Raw genomic sequence first — 18,889 nt, forward strand, 5'->3', positions numbered from 1 at the left:
TTCGGATTAGACGAAGGGACATGCGCTTTGGATGTGGAACTACAGCCCAATTCATGCTATAATTTGCTGTAATGCTCTTTTAATGTTCCAAGCAAGATTTTCATGTGGAACAAGGATGAATGAACGATTTTTTATTAATAGAGGCTGTAAGGAGTGACCGAAGGAAATGGCTAAAGACTCAAAAAAGGATTACTCCCAATATTTTGATTTCTCCGATGCCAAAGTAATTTCGCAAGATGAATTCAGCAAAAAGATAAGAATCCGGGGCCGTGAGATTAACATCAAATCGGAACCCAATCATCGTCAGGAGAAACAGCGGGGCAAGGAAGACGTCCAGGTGCTTTACGAAAATGCGGTTCCCGATGAACTGAAAAACATAGGGAAAGGCAAACACTATATTGTATATACGTATGGATGTCAGATGAACGAGCATGACTCGGAGACCATCAAAGGCCTGCTTGAGTCTATGGGATATCAGGCTACAGAGAATCGCAAAGAAGCTGATATTATTCTGCTCAATACGTGTGCCATACGAGAAAATGCGGAAGATAAAGTATTTGGTGAGCTTGGTCACCTGAAAACGCTAAAACTTGAACGTCCGGGATTGTTACTTGGCGTATGCGGTTGTATGTCCCAAGAAGAAGGCGTCGTCAACCGAATCATGCAGAAACATGGCTTTGTGGATATGATATTTGGTACACATAACGTGCATCGACTGCCACATCTAATCCAGGAAGCGTTGTTCAGCAAAGAAATGGTTGTTGAGGTGTGGTCCAAGGAAGGCGACATCATTGAGAACCTGCCGAAGAAACGTGAGGGTATGCGCGGCTGGGTGAACATAATGTATGGCTGCGACAAGTTCTGTACATATTGCATTGTTCCGTTTACGCGGGGCAAAGAACGCAGCCGTCGTCCAGAAGATGTCATTGCTGAAGTTAGGGATTTGGCACGACAAGGCTTTAAGGAGATCACGCTGCTTGGTCAAAATGTGAATGCGTACGGCAAGGACTTCACCGACCTGAACTACAGCTTTGGTGACTTGATGGATGCCATTCGCCAAATTGATATTCCAAGAGTACGTTTTACAACCAGTCACCCACGTGACTTCGATGACCACTTGATTGAAGTGCTGGCCAAGGGCGGAAATCTGGTGGAGCACATTCATCTTCCGGTGCAATCTGGCAGTTCAGAAGTACTCAAACGTATGAGCCGCAAGTATAACCGGGAACACTATCTGAAGCTGGCTGACAAAATTAAAAAGGCCATCCCGGATGTTGTGTTGACAACGGATATTATTGTTGGTTTTCCGGGGGAAACGGAAGAACAGTTTGAAGATACACTTTCCCTTGTCCGTGAAGTAGGGTATGATTTTGCCTATACCTTTATTTATTCCCCGCGTGAAGGTACACCGGCTGCAGTGATGGAAGACAACGTACCGATGGAAGTGAAGAAGGAACGTTTGAAGCGCTTGAACGAAACGATCAACGAATACAGCCACCGAAGCAATGAAGAGCAACGCGGCAAAATCGTTGAAGTGCTCGTTGAAGGCGAGAGCAAACGGAATTCCGAAGTTCTGGCAGGACGTACACGCAGCAACAAGCTGGTGCATTTTGAAGGACCTAAAGATTTGATCGGTACTTTCGTACAAGTGGAAATCACCGATCCGATGACTTTTTATATTCGGGGCAACCTGCTCTCCGAGCCGGTAGCTGCCAATCAGTAATACACATACACACAAATAAGATGAATGATTTTTTGCACTTAGCGGGGTTACGCCGAGCGTAGCGAAGGTGACGGAATCGATTCTGTAGAAGCGAAGCGTTCGCCTTTGTCTCCGAATTTTAACCTTGAACAATCTTAATCGAAAAAATTCGGAGACAACAGCGATCAAAAGAACGATCCGACACCGCAGCGGTCACTCAGCAGTCGACTGAGCTTAATGCAACATTGAGTTTTCATCTTATATCATCTCATAGAATGGAGCGATTTCAGTGGCGCAGGAAGAAGTGCAGTACAACCATTATGGAATGCCAACCTACGATACGCGCAATCTGGTCATACGCGACGACATTATGGGAAAAGCCAAAGAATTGGCTGATATGCTCGGAACGAGTGAGGAAGTTAGACAGTTTCAACAGGCTGAAACCAAAATTCGGGATCATGAGCGCATCCAGCAATTGATTGCAACGATCAAGAAAAAACAAAAAGAGATTGTTGCTTTTGAAAGCTTCAAAAATGTGGAGATGGTCAGCAAAATTGAACAGGAAATTGAAGATCTGCAAAGCGAACTGGACAGTATTCCATTGGTTACGGAATTCCAGCAGAGCCAGAGCGACATCAACTACTTGCTTCAACTAGTGATCTCCGTAATCCGGGATACGGTTTCTGAAAAAGTAAACGTGGAGGCTGGAACGGATTCACCTCCGACCAGTTGCGGTTAAATGACGGAAGGGTGCGGACGCTGTCCGCGCCTTTTTTGATATTACATAACCGTTAACATGGAGTGGCTATCGCCAAGTACTCGGAATATAATTCCAAGCAAAGCTCCACGCTGTGGGGTTATTTTGTGTGGCGCAGCTGATTTTTAATGATAAAGGCACATGACATCAAGAGAGCTTGATACGTACAGTGAATAAAGGAGAAATGAATAATGAGCATTTTGGACAAAATGGTGGAAGACGGAGACGGACGATTCTGGGGATTTCTCGGATGTCGTTATATTAAAGGAGACGGCAAAGAAGTACAGATCGCGTTGACAGCAGGCGAACATCATACCAACTCCATGGGGATTATTCATGGGGGTGTATTAACTTCACTGATGGATCAGGCGATGGGTATGGTTGCAACAGCAGCAATGGAAGTAGACGGCTGTGTGACAACGAATCTGAACGTACATTTTCTTGCACCAATGAAACAAGGGGAATTAACGGTGACAGCTACGGTACTGCATCAAGCAGGACGCAGTGTTACGACTCAATCGGAGGTTCGTGATGCATCGGGCACGTTGGGATGTATGGCTACGGCGACATTCCGCATAGCACGCCCGAGAACGTAACGCATGAATCCTGCGGTTGACAAAAGATATTATTATGTCATAATGAAATTATCAAAATGAAAATAGTCGGTGGTGCCCATGAGCGAAAACTACGAACACTTCAATGCAGAGAGCGACGAACAAGCAGCACGTGCTTATAGTTCCCAAAAATATCGTACCCCCGATGGTGTTCCTGCGGATATCGTTATGTTCACCTTAACCAAGCGGGAGCGCAAGACGGTGACGAAGACACTTCCCATTCGGGAACTGAAAGTGATGCTGATCAAGCGCAAAGGCTGGCCCTTTGCAGGCAGATGGGCATTACCCGGGGGATTTTGTCAGGAGAATGAATCCATCTATGGTGCAGCTAAGCGTGAGCTGATGGAAGAGACAGGTGTAGATGGTGGACATCTGGAGTACTTAAATGTATACAGTCAGCCGGGTCGTGACCCGAGGGGCTGGATTATCTCTCACGCATTTTTCGCGCTTGTGGAAGAATGGATGCTGGATCAACGCCAAGCAGCAGATGATGCTGAGGATGTTGGATTGTTCACCATCCAGGAGGCGCTGCAAGAACTGGAACTGGCCTTTGATCACAGAACAATCATCGAAGACGCTTATCGACGTATTCAACAGCAGATGCTGGAAACGACGATTGCTCGTCAGTTCCTGCCACGTGATTTTACATTAAGTGAATTATATCAGGTTATTCAAAGTGTTGTACCGGATTTTGAAGAACCAAACTTCATTCGCAAGATTACGTCTACCCGCAGCCGTAAAGGCATTGTGGAAGAAGTAAGAGATGAAGAGGGGAACCTGGTGAGTTCCAACCAGTACTCGCAGCGTCCGGCGCAGTTATATCGTTTTACAGAACTCGTACCACGCCTGTCCATCTACACGTAATAAGGTGTAGATGTGTCAATCTGATTGAATCAGGATCAACCATTTCTGGGCTAAGGGAGTGTTGACGATGAAAGCACTGATTGTCATTGATTTTACGAAGGATTTTGTGACAGGTTCTTTGCCTGTAGGTCAGCCAGCAGTAGAGATCGAAGAGACGATTGCAGCTGTAACCGAGGCCTACTGTAAGAACAAACATGAGGTAATCATGGCTGTGGATCTACACGAAGAAAATGATCCTTATCACCCGGAGACTGTACTTTTCCCACCTCATAACATCAGAAATACGGAGGGAAGACAGTTATATGGTCGTCTTGCCCGAGTGATGGAAGAACGGAAAACAGATATACAGTGGATGGATAAGACCAGATATAGTGCATTCTGTGGGACCGATCTGGAACTCAGACTGCGTGCACGTGGTATTACGGATATTGCACTAATTGGGGTATGCACGGATATTTGCATATTGCATACCGCAGTGGACGCTTACAATAAAGGTTTTCATATTACGGTATATGAAGATGCAGTTGCCAGCTTCAATCCGGCAGGGCATGAGTGGGCACTTGGACATTTTCGTTCCAGCCTTGGTGCTTCGGTGGTTAAGGCGAGCGAGACGGTCTTGGCTTAATTTTCTCCATAGTCATGTTTGGTTAACTCCATGTTAGGAACCGGATGAATGTGGTGAATGGTGTATAGAGTTTTTTTCGGGAGACTTGTTTGTTAATACGGATGAACAGAATCATGAAGAATAAGTCTCCATATGTTAACCCATGTTCACAGATGAAATCTGGGGGCACGAGCGGAAGTCAGAGAGGATGAGACAAATGCAGACAACTAGCCTGGCTTTACATACGGATAAATATCAGATCAATATGATGTACGCCCATTGGGTGAATGGTACTCACAAGCGGAAGGCGGTATTTGAAGCCTATTTCCGTAAGCTTCCTTTTGGCAACGGATATGCGGTATTTGCCGGATTGGAACGTATTGTGAACTATATCAGCCAGCTTCGGTTTACGATGGACGACATCAAATTTTTATCCAAACAAGAGGAAAATTACGATCCGGTCTTTCTGGAAGAGTTGCTCCAGTTTTCATTTCAGGGGACGATTCATTCCATGAAGGAGGGTGCAATTGTTTTCCCTGACGAACCGCTCATTCGGGTAGAAGGCTCCATTATGGAGACACAATTGGTGGAGACGGCGATACTTAACTTCATGAATTATCAGACGTTGATTGCAACCAAGGCTTCGCGGATCAAACAGGTAGCACAGCAGGATATTTTGCTCGAATTCGGCACACGGCGTGCACAGGAAGCGGATGCTGCTATCTGGGGCGCACGTGCCTCGTATGTAGCAGGTTTCCATGCAACGTCCAATATGCTTGCCGGAGAGCGCTTCGGAATCCCAACAGCAGGTACACATGCCCATTCCTGGGTACAGAGCTTTATGAGCGAACAGGAGGCGTTTGACGTGTATGCCAAAGTGTTGCCTGATCAGGTTACGCTGCTGGTTGATACCTTTGACACGTTAAACAGTGGGGTACCTCACGCCATCAAGACAGCCAAGAAGTTGGAGAGCCAAGGCAAAAAGATGAATGCGATTCGTCTGGACAGTGGTGACCTTGCGTACTTGTCGATTCAGGCACGTCAGATGCTGGATGAGGCTGGCCTGGATTATGTGAAAATTGTTGCATCCAATGATTTGGATGAGAATACGATTTTCAACCTTAAGGCTCAGGGAGCGCGGATTGATACATGGGGTGTTGGCACACAGTTGATTACGGCTTCTGACCAACCATCTTTGGGTGGAGTATATAAATTGGTGGAGCGTGAAGTGGACGGTGCCATGTTGCCTACGATCAAAATATCTGCCAATCCTGAAAAGGTGTCCACTCCAGGTAAAAAGGAAGTGTTCCGGATCATTGATCCGAAACATGGCAAAGCGATTGCAGATTATATCTGCTATCCAGAGGAAGAGCAGCCGCTACAGGGCGGACCGCTCAAGCTGTTCAACCCGCTACACCCTTACCTGAAAAAGACGGTTACCCGCTACGAAGCGGTCAATATGCTGGAGCCAATCTTTGTAAATGGACGTAAAGTGTATGAACTGCCTAATCTGGATGAGATTCGTGCGTATCACCGGGAACAGATGAACCTCTTCTGGCCTGAATACCAACGGAAGCTCAACCCGGAGATCTACCGTGTGAACATCAGCCCTGCGGCCTGGAATATGAAGCAGAAGCTCATTGCGGAACATGTGAAATCCACAGAGGAATGATCTACACATAAGAATTACAGAGAGGCATAACCAGTGAAGGATTCTGGCTTATGCCTTTTTGATGCCTATAAAATGTATATGTTCTTAGCGGAGGTGAACGATTCGATGATCGCAAGCAAAATTTCGGCTATACGCGTTCTGTCTTCTGTGAAAGTACGTCGATAGTTGATAGACTTTTTTCTTATATGATACCGATGAGGTGGACCAGTGATGTAAGAAATCTCATGGACAGGCTGCCAAGGTAGCAGGCTATACTGGAAATAGTCATGCACAATTCAAGAGGTTGTAGGGGAAAAGCAGTAATTATTTCTCGGGAAAGCGCAGGAGCCGCCAAATTCTGCATCGCATTGTTTCAATCCCGCAGCTGTAGGGGATGAAAGTAAGAGGAGGTGCAGACATGAGATGGATATTAGGACTGGTCTGGATCACTTTTATTGCCTATGCATTGTTGTTAGCACCGGGGCAGTCACCTGGAAGTGATCCGATATTCAAAGAACTGATTACAATGCAAAGCAAAGAACCTTGGTTACTTACGGTATTTTCGTGGTTAGGTATTTTCCCGGCAGTTTATGCCTGTATGCTGTTAAGAACATCTGTGAAAGAACGAGGTGGCCGTGTACCGGCTTGGCCTTTTGTCATACTTTCTTTTGGACTGGGTGCTTTTGCGCTGCTTCCCTATTATGCATGGTCGTCATCCGCGAATAGATCTTCGGGTTACACAAGCTTGCATTTTGGTCGTCAGCGGGAGTCGGGAATTGGACGGGTAGCAGCCCATAAGTTGACGCATGTAATCCTTCTGCTGTTGACGCTGGGGACGGCATTCTATGCCGTGACGCAAGGTCATCCGGATGTATATATGGAAGCATTCAATCAATCTGCCTTTGTACATATCATGACGATTGATTTTGTACTCCTGACCTTACTTTCTATGGTTGCGATATACAGGGATGCTAAAGCGAGTCGACGTTCAGCAGCTTGGATCGCGGCAGGCATCATCCCTATTGTCGGTCCACTAATCTATCTGTTGACGCTCAGGAGAGACAAAGCTTGATCATCAACATCTGAAGAATCCACAAGTAAAAAGGTAGCCGTTAAGCCTGAATGCGAACATTTCATGTGCTTAATGGAAAAATATATAAAATCCAAAAAAGGAGTGGCTATCGATGAAAAATCATTTTAACGCATATGTAGTCCGTAAAGAAGAACAGGGCGGAGTGAAAGCTGCTATAGAGCAATTGAAGAAGGAAGATCTGCCAAATGGAGATGTAACGGTACAGGTGCAGTATTCCAGTGTCAATTATAAAGACGGACTCGCGACTCTTGAGAAGGGCGGTGTCGTTCGTGAATACCCGATGGTACCGGGAATTGATCTGGCCGGAACGGTAGAGGAGTCGGTCAGTGGACGTTTTGCACCAGGAGATCGGGTGATCAGTACAGGATTTGAACCTGGCGTATCCCATTACGGAGGGTACAGCGAGTATGCTCGTCTGCGCAGTGAATGGCTGGTGCCTCTGCCACCGGGTCTCAGTGAAAAAGAAGCCATGGCAATTGGAACCGCAGGATTTACGGCTGCACTTTCGGTAGATGCGCTGTTACAGGCTGGAGTGAAACCGGAGATGGGCAAGGTTCTGGTTACGGGTGCAACGGGTGGCGTTGGCAGTATGGCAGTTGCCATTCTGGCGAAACTTGGCTTTGAAGTAACAGCTAGCACAGGCAAGAAGGATCAGGAGGAGTCATTGCTCCGAAACTTGGGTGCTTCAGAGGTTATTACTCGTGAAGAAGCTGATGTTCCAGCTAAAGGAGCCATGGGGAAACAGCTATGGGCGGGAGTTGTTGATCCAACAGGAGGACCGGCTCTTGCGGAGCGATTGAAACAGATTCAATACGGAGGTGCGGTAGCGGTATCCGGGTTAACTGGAGGCACAGCTTTTGAATCCACGGTACTTCCGTTTATTTTGCGTGGCATCCAGCTTATTGGTATAGACTCTGTATATTGTCCGATGGAACGTCGGGAACGATTGTGGAAACTGCTCGGTGGAGAATGGAAACCGGAGCGCGCGCTGGAACTGGGAATCCGGGAGATTTCTCTAGATCAATTGCCTCATACGCTGGAGACAATACTCCAAGGTGGTGCAGTAGGTCGTACGGTGGTCAATACGATATCAGATCTGCCATCCGCATAAGATTCTAAGTCCTTAGACATGCTAATTCTACCTGATTGGGTCACAGTACACGTGGCTGGAAAGGAAGGATTGGCATGTGGTTTGGTAGAAAAGGGCGAAGTCTCGTTGGAAAAACAATGAAGTCGGTACTTTTAAGTGGCGTGTTGATCACGAGTATCTGGTCTCTGGTGGCTTGTTCGGCATCATCCATTGAACAGGAGCGGAAGGTCTACACCCGCGAAGCAACAGATGAAGGAAATGTGCGGGCACAGAGTCAAGGACACGGATTAAACGGTGAATTGGTGAGTGAGATCAGTAAGAGTTTTGAAGCAAAAGGCATTCAGCTGATGAATAATATGTCTGCCGATGACTGCCATGGTGGGATCTCTTATATGTATTTGTTGAATGGAAGTGGCAGACACATCGTGAAAGTCCATATTTTCAGTGATGCGCCAACCCGGACTGCCAGCATGAAACAAATGTATAGTGAGAATCGTGATGAGGCTGTCTTGGAAAATGCGCTTGGCCGAACAACGATTCGCAGCAAAGGGTACGTCTCACTCGTTTATACAGCTTCCGGTGGGGAAAAGGACAAGTATGAACAGGATGTGTTGCAGGTGTTCCAACATGTGTTGGGGCAACTAAGGTAAGTAGAGCGAGATACCCTTCGTAATTTACCATACAGCTGAAAATAAACCCGAAAAACCCGTCTGATCTTTCAGACGGGTTTATATATTTCACGCATCACATGCCGCAGCTCGGGCAAAATGAGTTTTTCCATGGCCAATTTGACGGCTCCTTTGGAACCCGGCATGGAGAATACGGCTGTTCGTCCAATCGTTCCAGCGACGGCTCTGCTCAGGATGGCAGCGGAACCGATATCTTCGGTGTAACTGAGAAAACGGAAGATCTCACCAAAGCCCGGGAGTTCCTTGTCGAGTAGTGAGGATACTGCTTCATAAGTTGTATCTCGGGGTGCGATCCCTGTTCCACCGCTAAGCAACACGGCTTCAATATCATCACGAACAGCTGCATCTTGCAGGATGCTTCGAATGTTCTCCGTCTCATCTGGTGTGATGATGTATTCAACAATCTGATAACCCGCTTCATTCAGAAGCTGGTGCATGAGCTGGCCACTGGTATCGGTGTCTTTGGTGCGGGTGTCCGACACTGTAACAATCATGCACGATACCGTGGTTGGAGCTTCCTGGCGATGTTGTTCCACTGAATTAGTCATGAAACTTCCTCCTTCAATCAACATGTCCTCATAGCATAGACCATCCGGTAGAATCAGGCAATGTACTGTGGAAGAGTTGAACGTTATTGCACAACGAATGCGGGATGGTGTACACTCGCTAGATATAGATAGATCAGGTTACAAGAAGGACAATCAGAGAGGTGTATACGCATGAATGAAACGATTATAAAAGAACCATCCATACCTGTATATATACTGTCAGGTTTTTTGGGGAGTGGAAAAACAACACTGCTTGTTCAGTTGATTGAACATTGGCAACAGCAGGGTTTGCGCCCCGCAGTGGTTATGAATGAGTTAGGCGAAGTCAATCTGGATGGTCAGATTGTGGATTCCACTGTTCCGATGACAGAGATGTTAGGTGGATGCATCTGTTGTACCGTACGTGGTGACTTGGGATTGCAACTTGCTGATCTCGTTCAAGAGGAATCACCTGATGTGATCATCATTGAAGCAACCGGTGCGGCGAATCCAATGGAGATTCTGGATGCAGTAACAGAGACTTCACTTTACATGCGATTGGAACTGAAAAGTCTCATTACCGTTGTGGATGCAGCACATCTGTCTGGTCTGTATCAGGAGCAGAAGGGGCAGACCTTCAAACTAATGCAGGAGCAGATTCGTTGTGCGTCTGTGCTTCTCTTGAACAAAACGGATCGGGTGAGTGCACAGGAACTGCAAGATCTGAAGCAGCTTTTGGCAAAATGGAATGGCTTCGCACCTGTAATTCCTACAGTGAAATGTGAGGTGGAGATGGATCTGCTGCTTCGCAGCGGGGCAGACGTGCATGTACGTGATTCAGCTTCTGAAGCAGGCAAGCTGGCTCACCAAGAGCATCATGTGCATACGGAAACCTGTGGTACACATGGCTGCAATCATGGACATGAGCATACAGATCATACAGTCCAAGACGATGCTACGAATACTGACGCATCTCATAGCCATAGTCATGACCACGGTCACGAGCATTCTGCTCCTCATGCATCACACGAACATGTCATGGTGTATACGCATTATTTCAGTCATCCGGTCAACAGTGAGGCGTTTGAACAATTTGTATCTGCTTTGCCACGGGACGTGTATCGAGCAAAAGGCATTTTATCGTTTAGTGACACGGCGAGCCGTTTCTGGTTCCAGTATGCCTACCGTGAATCGGATTACATGAAGATCACACCTCAGGGAGAGGTCCCTAATGTTGCTGTGTTTATAGGTGAACATTTTGACCAAACTGTCATTCGTGACCAATTACTGGAATTGGAAGCGATAAAGTAGGTTAGATGATTCAATATTCCTCCGAACTGGGTATTAAGATGCATAGCAAACTTTGCCTGGGAGGTAACTTTAAATGACACAACAACAATATCAACAATGTATCGATGCTTGCCTGGAGTGCATGAATGCATGCAACGTATGTTACATATCGAGTCTGAAAGAATATGATCTGGCGATGTTGCGTGATTGCATACGTTTGAATCGGGAATGTGCGGAGATCTGCAGTTTTGCTGCACAAGCGATGACACGTGGAAGTGATTTCATTGCTGAAATATGCGAATTGTGTGTGAAAGCTTGTGAAGCTTGCGCCGCTGAGTGTGGCAAACACCACCATGATCACTGCCAAGCATGTGCAGAGGCTTGCCGCAGATGTGCAGAAGCTTGCCGGTTGATGGCAGCAGTAGCGTAAATATTATCTCACTGGAATATATAATTAAAACCGATAATGACCGTTGTCCCCTAAGGGAAGGCAGTGAACACAAGCATCTGAGACGATGTGCCTATGTGTTGCCTTTCAGTAGGGGATTTTTAATGCAGGTTGCCAATTCTGATCGTGGTATGTATAATGATGGCAATGAATTGAAACGAAGAATATCAATGATCGGGAGAGTAGCCAGATCCATACATGACAGCGAGCCGGGAGAGGTGGAAGCCGGTATGACATGACCTGAGTGAACCGCACCCGTGAGATGGTTATCCGAAAAGATGTACGTATCCCGATTGGGGATAGGCCATATCTGTCTGAGGGTAACCCGGCTTGCGACCGTTATACGCATCGAGCGGAACAGGTTCTACTGGTATGCATGTTGATGCATATTAGGAGTAGCTGTTCACCTAGAGTGGTACCGCGGGAACTGTTAATTCAGCTCTCGTCTCTTATTTAGAGACGAGAGCTTTTTTGTGTTTATTTTCAGCCAATTATGAATTATAAGGAGTGTTTGACATGTTGATGAAGCAGGCTGCGGCCGATATTGCCCCTTTAACGGGATTGAATGAACAAGAGGTTCTGAGATTACTGGAAGTCCCACCACAGGCGGAGATGGGTGATGCGGCATTCCCTTGTTTTGCATTAGCGAAGTCATTAAAGAAAGCACCGGCAGTCATTGCGACCGAGCTCGCAACTGGATTGCAGACCTCTGGAATTGAAGCAACTCCCGCTGGGCCGTATGTAAATATTCGTTTCAATCGGGAGAAGCTCGCGCCGAATCTGCTAAAAGAACTGGGGAATGCCGCATTTGGTAAGCTTCAGCTTGGTCAAGGTTCGCGTGTTGTGATTGATATGTCTTCCCCTAACATCGCGAAACCCTTCGGAATTGGACATTTGCGTTCTACTGTAATCGGTGCAGCATTGTATCGGTTGTACAACGAAGCCGGTTATACCTCTGTAAGTGTGAATCATCTGGGAGACTGGGGAACCCAGTTTGGCAAGCAGATCGCAGCGTACAAACGGTGGGGCAATGATGAAGCCTTGCAGGCAGACCCGATCCGTACGTCCCTGGAGCTGTATGTCCGCTTCCACGATGAGGCGGAGAACGATCCTTCTCTGGAGATTGAGGCACGCGATTGGTTTCGCAAGCTGGAGCAAGGGGATGAAGAAGCACAGCGGTTATGGGCGTTCTTTGTGGAAGTGAGCATGAAGGAATTCAACCGGATGTATGAACGTCTGAATGTACAGTTCGACCATACGCTGGGGGAAAGCTTTTACAATGACAAGATGGGCGCGGTGGTTGAAGAGCTCAAGGCAAAAGGTTTACTTGAAGAGAGTGATGGAGCACTCGTGGTACGTCTGGAGGATGAGAACATGCCCCCGTGCCTGATTATTAAAAAAGACGGAACAACAATCTACCCTACACGGGATTTGGCTACGGCGGTTTATCGTCATGAGGTGATGAAGGCAGATCGGTTGTTATACGTGGTCGGAGGCGAGCAGAAGTTACATTTCCGTCAGGTATTTGCGGTCCTATCCCGTATGGGGCATGAATGGTCTTCGAAGTGTGAACATATCCCGTTTGGATTAATGCGTTTTGAGGGACGGAAAATGTCTACCCGCCGCGGTAAAGTCGTCTTTTTGCAGGAAGTGTTGGATGAGGCAGTCGCTCGTGCCTTGCAGATTATTCAGGAGAAAAACCCGAATCTGGAGAACCCTCAGAAGGTGGCTGAGGCGGTCGGTGTAGGTGCCATTATCTTCGGTGATCTACGTAATAGTCGGTTAAACGATGTGGACTTCTCATTGGAAGATGCGGTGAGTTTTGAAGGGGAGACCGGACCTTATGTGCAATACACCCATGCTCGGATTCAAAGTGTACTTGCCAAGGCAGAAGAGGCAATCCGCGTGGAAAATGAAAACACTCTGACTAACGGCACGATTTCAGATGATGTAAATGACACAGAAACCACTTCATCCCTTATCGGCGATACCTCATGGGCATTGCTGAAACTGCTTGGTGATTATCCCGAGTATCTTGAAAAAGCAATTCATCGGAATGAGCCTTCGGTCATTGCCAAATATACAATAGATGTCGCTCAGGCGTTCAACCGCTTCTATCACGCCGAACGGATTGCGGATGCGTCATCTGATGTAAGATCCTTCCGGGTGGCATTGGCCAAACGTACTGCCGAACGCCTAGCGTACAGTTTACATTTGCTGGGTGTGCAAGCTCCAGAGCGGATGTGATCCCAGGTGATAAGGAGTAAACGTGGACTTTTCAAGAAAGCCAATCAAGATGTACCAGACTCATTAGGTCGAGGTATGTTGCTTCAACAAGTGAGCAAGCGAATAGGTAATGCTCAAGTACTTAATGAAATTAATCTGGAAGTGAAGCAGGGAGAATGTGCTGTACTTGTTGGCAGAAACGGTTCTGGCAAAAGTACGTTGCTACGTATGTTGGCAGGTATTTTGTTACCCGATACAGGATCGATCCAGCGCACAATGAAGGGTTCTGATGGGTATGCAGTAGATGGCCTGCCACGTTTACCCTTTACCTCCGGAGAGTATTTGTGGGACATGGGTCGAATTCGGGGCATTCTCCCCGAGATACTGCGTGAGCGGATTAGAGAACTTAGTGAACTTTTATATCTGGATACCGCGATCGAGCAGAAGTTACCCTTATTATCGAAGGGCACACTGCAAAAAGTAAATTTGATTCAGGCCCTGTTACCTGGACCGGGTGGTCTTTTGCTACTGGATGAACCTTTATCGGGCTTGGATATTCCAGCTCAAGAGGGCATTGTATCCTTATTGCGACAATGGAAGGATGAAGGGACATCCATTGTTACAGCTTGTCATGAACCGTTGCTTATTGAACGTTTGGCAGACCAGGTGATTGTGTTGAAGAAAGGCGGCGTGCTCCGCTACTGGAGTCGTGAAGATATACTACAAGCTGGCGAACCCGTTGTACGTATTCAAAGTCTGACGAAAGCTGGAGAGGATCTGGCTAACGATCTATCGATTGTACAACAACCGGGAGTACTGTCTTTAGTTCGTAATACAAGCTCGGAGATATCCAATGCTTGGTTGTGGGATTGGAAAGTGGTTCAACAATCAACAGATGATGTCCTCAGAATGATTCTGGCATCCGGAGGTTCGGTTGTGTCTGTACAACAGGAAGAAAGTCAATTACATATGGAAAGTCTGCTGGAAGGACAACATCCAGCTGTACATGCGAGGCGTGGAGGTGTCACAGAATCTGTGGACTTAAGCTCTTCCATGGATGATGCGGGGGGAGAAGCCAAATGATCTATCAGACCCGATATTTGTTAAGGCATCACATTCGCTCACAGAAATATTTTGCACCGGTTATCTTTTATATCATCGCCATGCTGCTGATCTATTCCTACAAACCCAACCCTATTGCGGACAGTTACAGTGTCACGGCTATGCTGTTATTTCTGGCAGCTGCTTGGCTCGGAGTAATGGTGATGAATACCGAACCTGCAAAGCAGTATCAATTACTTGTCCTTCATACAGGAAGCAGGCGTAAGGTTGTAACAAGTCAACTCATCTGTGCCTGGATAATGCAATTTATGCTCACCGCAATCACTGTGCTGTATCCCGTGTTCGCGGGAATGTTCGAGAGACAACCCACAGGTGAGGAGTGGATGATGACTTGGTTAGGACATCTGGGGTTATCACTGCTGGGATTAGGCATTAGTGTATTTTTTCAAAAATCGTACATTCCCTTGCTTAGTCGAAGTATGCCTGCCCTCATTATTGTATTATTACTATCGTTTATCCAAGGTTCCTTAGGTGAACGTTTGCCTGAATCGTTAGAATGGCTTGGACGCATTCTTCCACCAGCTTTTTATCTGGTTCGTGAGATGATGTTATTTGATGAATCAAAGATGGACTCTTTTGTTTCGGTTATGCTGTGGACTGTGCTCTATGCATTAGGGTTACTAATCATCCATGTGTGGCTGTCCGGAAGAAGAGATCTGCGGAGTTAGAAGACGCGCTTCCCGATAACTTGAATGTTGCTCTTGGTTTGGTTAGGATAGAGGGACATGGAATGGTTAACATTGTACGGTTGAAGGGGGCGCTCGCATATGCAAAATACAGATATCCAGAATGGTGACATGCTGGACAGCGAACACTCCAGGGAATTGTTTGCCTATTACGGATTGGCAGTGTACTACGGGCAGGCGCTTGAACAGCAGCTGGTCAATCTGATTTTATTAATGAAAATGTCTCAGGGCAAAGCTGTGTCTGAAGAGGATCTGGAAGATCTGTACGAACGAAAGATGAGCAGTTCACTGGGGCAGCTCATTCACGAAGTGCGCCATCATTTTACATTCTCTGAGGAAGAGACTCGCCAGTTGAATGAGTTATGGCAGCAACGTAACCGTATCGTACATCATTATTTCAAGGAACGAATTCACGAGACATTCAGTCCGGAAGGACGATCACGCATGATTAAGGAATTGGAGGATTTCAAAGACCGTGCACAGGAGTTGGAGATCCGTCTTCAGCAATATACGGGTGCCTGGATTGCAGAGCTTGGTCTGGATGCCGAATCGGCAGCAGCTCTGCAAACGCTGGAGCGTATGCATACCGAGAGTATGCAAGCAAGGGATTTGGAAGAGGATGAATGACAAGCAAACGGATAACGAAACGCTGGATATTAATGACGGTTCTGGCTGTAGTATTAGTTGGAATCCTGTGGACTGTGGTTACCGCAATTCGTATATCAGCATATACGGATGAGGATTCATCCAGGATATCGGATGCAGCAATCATTCTGGGCGCAGCCGTGGCGGGGGATAACCCTTCACCTGTATTTCGCGAACGTATTGAACACGGGATTGAACTATACCGTCAGGGTACCGTTCGTAATCTGCTTTTCACAGGTGGATCAAGTGGTGATGGAGAACATACGGAAGCTGAAGTGGGTCAGAAGTATGCCATCGCACATGGAGTAGATCCTGCGGACATTCGCATTGAGACCACATCCAGAATTACCGAGGAGAATCTGGTCAATTCAATTCCAATCGGTGAACAGGCCGGTTATCAAACGTATACGATTGTGAGTGATCCTTTACATATGAAACGAGCCATGAAGCTGGCTGCTGGACTGGGTATGGATGCCGTACCCTCTCCGACACGAACGACGGCGTATCGAACCTGGCGCAGCAAGTTTCCTTTTCTCGCAAGAGAGACCGTGATGTACATGGGATATACAATCAAAGGATGGATAGACAATCCGCAGTAGCCCATGAGGTTGCACGCGGATTGTTTTTTTGCCTGGACGAAATAAACAGTAACGGAACATGAATCCCGATGAAAATACAAAAAACCGATCTACACCGCAAACCCTGAGGTAGTTGTGTAGATCGGTTTTTGTTTTGCCGTCAAGTACATCATTTTTGACTGGTTACTTAAAGAGCTTTCTGTTTTACTCTGTTATGCATTGCCTCCGGCAAAGGAGGTTGAGGTTGGAATGATCTCACCCGACGGATTCTCGCTGGTTGCACTCGCTGCTGCTTGCGCACCTTGCTGGAGCTGATACATTTTATAATAGCGGCCTTTAAGCTCCATCAGTTCATCATGTGCACCTTGCTCAACGATACGCCCACGATGCAGAACCAGAATTTGATCTGCCGAACGAATAGTGGAGAGACGGTGAGCAATGATGAAGGTGGTACGTCCTTTTTTGAGGACTTCGAGTGCATTCTGAATCAATGCTTCCGTTTCCGTATCAATATTGGCAGTCGCTTCATCCAGAATGAGGATGGCCGGATCAAACGCCAGTGCCCGAGCAAAGGAGATCAATTGACGCTGTCCAGCGGACAATGTACTTCCTTTTTCGATGACAGGTTCGTCAAAGCCTTGAGGCAAATGAGCCAGGATACGTTCAGCGCCTACATCACGCAGCGCCTGTTCAATTCGTTCACGGGAAATCTTCTCATCGCCGAGACTGACGTTGGAAGCAATGGTGCCTGTGAACAGATACGGGTCCTGCAATACAATCCCCATATGCTCGCGAATCCACTGTTTAGGCAGATCTTTGACATTCTGACCGTCAATCGTGATCTTGCCTTTTTGCGGATCATAGAACCGGAACAGCAGGTTGATAATTGAGCTTTTACCCGAACCGGTATGACCGACCAGAGCGACCGTCTGACCTTGGGATGCTTTAAACGAGATATTGTGAAGCACGTAATCTTTTTTATAGGCAAAGAATACATCATCGAAGACAACATTCCCTTTGTATCTTGGCATAGAGCCATCGGTTACAGCTTCTCCCTTTTCATCCATCAGCTCAAAGACGCGACCAGCAGATACGAGGGAGGAGTCCAGGTTGGCGAGTTGATTCACCATACCGGTGATTGGCTGGAACAAGCGACCCAGAACATCAACGAAGGCATACAGAACACCCAGGGAGATAATACTTGTGCCATCCAACACGCTGGAACCAAAGTACCACAGGACAACCGCAAAGGCGATATTCCGTAATACGTTAACCAGGTTGTGTGAGGTGAAGGCATTCAGGTTCAGCATTTTGTTCTGGTGTTTCATATAGTCATCATTCAGATCTTCGAATTCCTGTTTGGTTTGTTTCTGATGGCGGAATACGCGGATAATGGACATCCCCTGAATGGACTCGTTAATGATTGCATTGATCTCACTCAGTCGGGATCGAATGATCGTGTTGTAGCGAGTAGCGAATTTGCGATAGAGCACAATCCATGTAATGAGCATCGGCACAACGAATAATGAGATTAGACCCAGGCGAACATCAAGCAGGAAGAGTGCAACATACACACCTGTAATCGTGATGATTCCTGAGAAAAAGTTCGAAAGAACAGCAACGAACAGATCTTTTACGGCTTCTGTATCGTTTGTGACCCGAGATACAACTTTACCTGCGGGCAGGTTATCAAAAAAGTGCACCGGCAGTCGCTGAATATGGGCATACACATCGTTACGCAGTCTTTGAATGACCTTGTTGGCCGAGGATTGCAGCCAGAAAGTTTTACCAAACTCCATAATGACCGAGATCACGAGGAAGATCATGTAATACACAATTAATTGATAGATGCTGGGCATCTCCGGTTTGTAAAAAGCAAACAGTTCACCAGCGGACAGGGGTGTTGCCGCATATTGGCCTGTTACCTCACCTGCGCGTGTAACCGTGAGGGTTCCATCCGTATATGTGCGGTCCCCGTCAGGTGCGCTGACCGGTTCGTTTACAAAATAAAAACTTCTGCCGGCTTGTAATACCCGCACTTCGGAACCTTTGTTTTCATCCGGTTCGAACAAGCCTTCGCGTTTGTAATTCTTACCGTTGTAGACTGCAGCTTCATCTGAAGCTGTCGTCTCATAGAAAGGCTGCTCAATCGCGAGCAAGTGATTGTCGATCATGGATTTGGCGATGAACGGCCCGGCAAGCTCGGCCGCAACACCAATAGTAAGCATAATTAATGCAGCGATAAATGTTCCTTTGGCTTTCAAGGCGTAATCAAGCAGCCTTTTGCCTGTATTAGACTTCAA

Annotated in this window: 19 protein-coding genes; 17 read left to right on the top strand and 2 right to left on the bottom strand. The window is 46.9% G+C overall.

Annotation, left to right across the window (positions count from 1 at the left end):
• The first annotated feature begins 166 nt into the window (after window positions 1-166).
• From miaB to BS614_RS15450, 9 genes are all read left to right on the top strand, one after another.
• Window positions 167-1,723: a tRNA (N6-isopentenyl adenosine(37)-C2)-methylthiotransferase MiaB gene (gene miaB, locus BS614_RS15410; RefSeq protein ID WP_036609253.1), complete on the top strand. Its 1,557-nt coding sequence runs from the start codon at window positions 167-169 to the stop codon at window positions 1,721-1,723.
• A 304-nt stretch (window positions 1,724-2,027) separates the two neighbouring features.
• Complete coding sequence (locus BS614_RS15415) at window positions 2,028-2,441, top strand: YlbF/YmcA family competence regulator (RefSeq protein WP_197997748.1); 414 nt, start codon at window positions 2,028-2,030, stop codon at window positions 2,439-2,441.
• A gap of 209 nt (window positions 2,442-2,650) precedes the next feature.
• Window positions 2,651-3,055, top strand: a complete 405-nt coding sequence (locus BS614_RS15420; RefSeq protein ID WP_036609249.1) for a PaaI family thioesterase — start codon at window positions 2,651-2,653, stop codon at window positions 3,053-3,055.
• A 78-nt stretch (window positions 3,056-3,133) separates the two neighbouring features.
• Window positions 3,134-3,937, top strand: a complete 804-nt coding sequence (locus BS614_RS15425; protein WP_036609248.1) for an NUDIX hydrolase — start codon at window positions 3,134-3,136, stop codon at window positions 3,935-3,937.
• Window positions 3,938-4,004: 67 nt separating this feature from the next.
• Complete coding sequence (locus BS614_RS15430; protein WP_036670420.1) at window positions 4,005-4,562, top strand: cysteine hydrolase family protein; 558 nt, start codon at window positions 4,005-4,007, stop codon at window positions 4,560-4,562.
• A gap of 196 nt (window positions 4,563-4,758) precedes the next feature.
• The gene (locus BS614_RS15435; RefSeq protein ID WP_074094596.1) at window positions 4,759-6,213 is read left to right on the top strand and encodes a nicotinate phosphoribosyltransferase; all 1,455 of its coding nucleotides are present in this window, start codon (window positions 4,759-4,761) and stop codon (window positions 6,211-6,213) included.
• A 397-nt stretch (window positions 6,214-6,610) separates the two neighbouring features.
• Entirely contained in the window at window positions 6,611-7,264 is a 654-nt protein-coding gene (locus BS614_RS15440; RefSeq protein ID WP_074094597.1) for a hypothetical protein, read from the top strand.
• A 112-nt stretch (window positions 7,265-7,376) separates the two neighbouring features.
• A complete protein-coding gene (locus tag BS614_RS15445; RefSeq protein ID WP_074094598.1) occupies window positions 7,377-8,396 on the top strand; it encodes an oxidoreductase in 1,020 nt (339 codons plus the stop codon).
• Between the two features lie 74 nt (window positions 8,397-8,470).
• Window positions 8,471-9,025, top strand: coding sequence for a hypothetical protein (locus BS614_RS15450; protein ID WP_074094599.1), 555 nt, complete (start codon window positions 8,471-8,473; stop codon window positions 9,023-9,025).
• Between the two features lie 68 nt (window positions 9,026-9,093).
• Here the strand turns inward: BS614_RS15450 and BS614_RS15455 are convergent, their stop codons facing one another.
• Window positions 9,094-9,612: a MogA/MoaB family molybdenum cofactor biosynthesis protein gene (locus BS614_RS15455; protein WP_047842524.1), complete on the bottom strand. Its 519-nt coding sequence runs from the start codon at window positions 9,610-9,612 to the stop codon at window positions 9,094-9,096.
• A 171-nt stretch (window positions 9,613-9,783) separates the two neighbouring features.
• Here BS614_RS15455 and BS614_RS15460 point away from each other — a divergent pair, with 171 nt between their 5' ends.
• The 8 genes from BS614_RS15460 to BS614_RS15490 all read left to right on the top strand — a co-directional run bounded on the left by BS614_RS15460 (window position 9,784) and on the right by BS614_RS15490 (window position 16,607).
• Window positions 9,784-10,902, top strand: coding sequence for a CobW family GTP-binding protein (locus tag BS614_RS15460; protein WP_074094600.1), 1,119 nt, complete (start codon window positions 9,784-9,786; stop codon window positions 10,900-10,902).
• Window positions 10,903-10,975: 73 nt separating this feature from the next.
• Entirely contained in the window at window positions 10,976-11,311 is a 336-nt protein-coding gene (locus tag BS614_RS15465; RefSeq protein ID WP_036609230.1) for a four-helix bundle copper-binding protein, read from the top strand.
• A gap of 122 nt (window positions 11,312-11,433) precedes the next feature.
• The gene (locus BS614_RS32385; protein ID WP_280523088.1) at window positions 11,434-11,568 is read left to right on the top strand and encodes a hypothetical protein; all 135 of its coding nucleotides are present in this window, start codon (window positions 11,434-11,436) and stop codon (window positions 11,566-11,568) included.
• Window positions 11,569-11,845: 277 nt separating this feature from the next.
• Window positions 11,846-13,576, top strand: a complete 1,731-nt coding sequence (argS, locus tag BS614_RS15470; protein ID WP_074094601.1) for an arginine--tRNA ligase — start codon at window positions 11,846-11,848, stop codon at window positions 13,574-13,576.
• A 6-nt stretch (window positions 13,577-13,582) separates the two neighbouring features.
• Window positions 13,583-14,638, top strand: a complete 1,056-nt coding sequence (locus tag BS614_RS15475) for an ATP-binding cassette domain-containing protein (RefSeq protein WP_074094602.1) — start codon at window positions 13,583-13,585, stop codon at window positions 14,636-14,638.
• Window positions 14,635-15,345, top strand: a complete 711-nt coding sequence (locus BS614_RS15480; protein ID WP_074094603.1) for a hypothetical protein — start codon at window positions 14,635-14,637, stop codon at window positions 15,343-15,345. The genes BS614_RS15475 and BS614_RS15480 overlap by 4 nt, the downstream gene beginning before the upstream one ends.
• A gap of 99 nt (window positions 15,346-15,444) precedes the next feature.
• The gene (locus BS614_RS15485) at window positions 15,445-15,990 is read left to right on the top strand and encodes a hypothetical protein (RefSeq protein WP_074094604.1); all 546 of its coding nucleotides are present in this window, start codon (window positions 15,445-15,447) and stop codon (window positions 15,988-15,990) included.
• Window positions 15,987-16,607, top strand: a complete 621-nt coding sequence (locus BS614_RS15490) for a YdcF family protein (protein WP_074094605.1) — start codon at window positions 15,987-15,989, stop codon at window positions 16,605-16,607. Before BS614_RS15485 ends, BS614_RS15490 begins: the two co-directional genes overlap by 4 nt.
• A 191-nt stretch (window positions 16,608-16,798) precedes the next feature.
• On the opposite strand, the gene BS614_RS15495 is transcribed toward BS614_RS15490, so the two are convergent.
• The gene (locus tag BS614_RS15495) at window positions 16,799-18,889 is read right to left on the bottom strand and encodes an ABC transporter ATP-binding protein (protein ID WP_074094606.1); all 2,091 of its coding nucleotides are present in this window, start codon (window positions 18,887-18,889) and stop codon (window positions 16,799-16,801) included.

Source organism: Paenibacillus xylanexedens (genome assembly GCF_001908275.1).
Classification (GTDB): domain Bacteria; phylum Bacillota; class Bacilli; order Paenibacillales; family Paenibacillaceae; genus Paenibacillus; species Paenibacillus xylanexedens_A.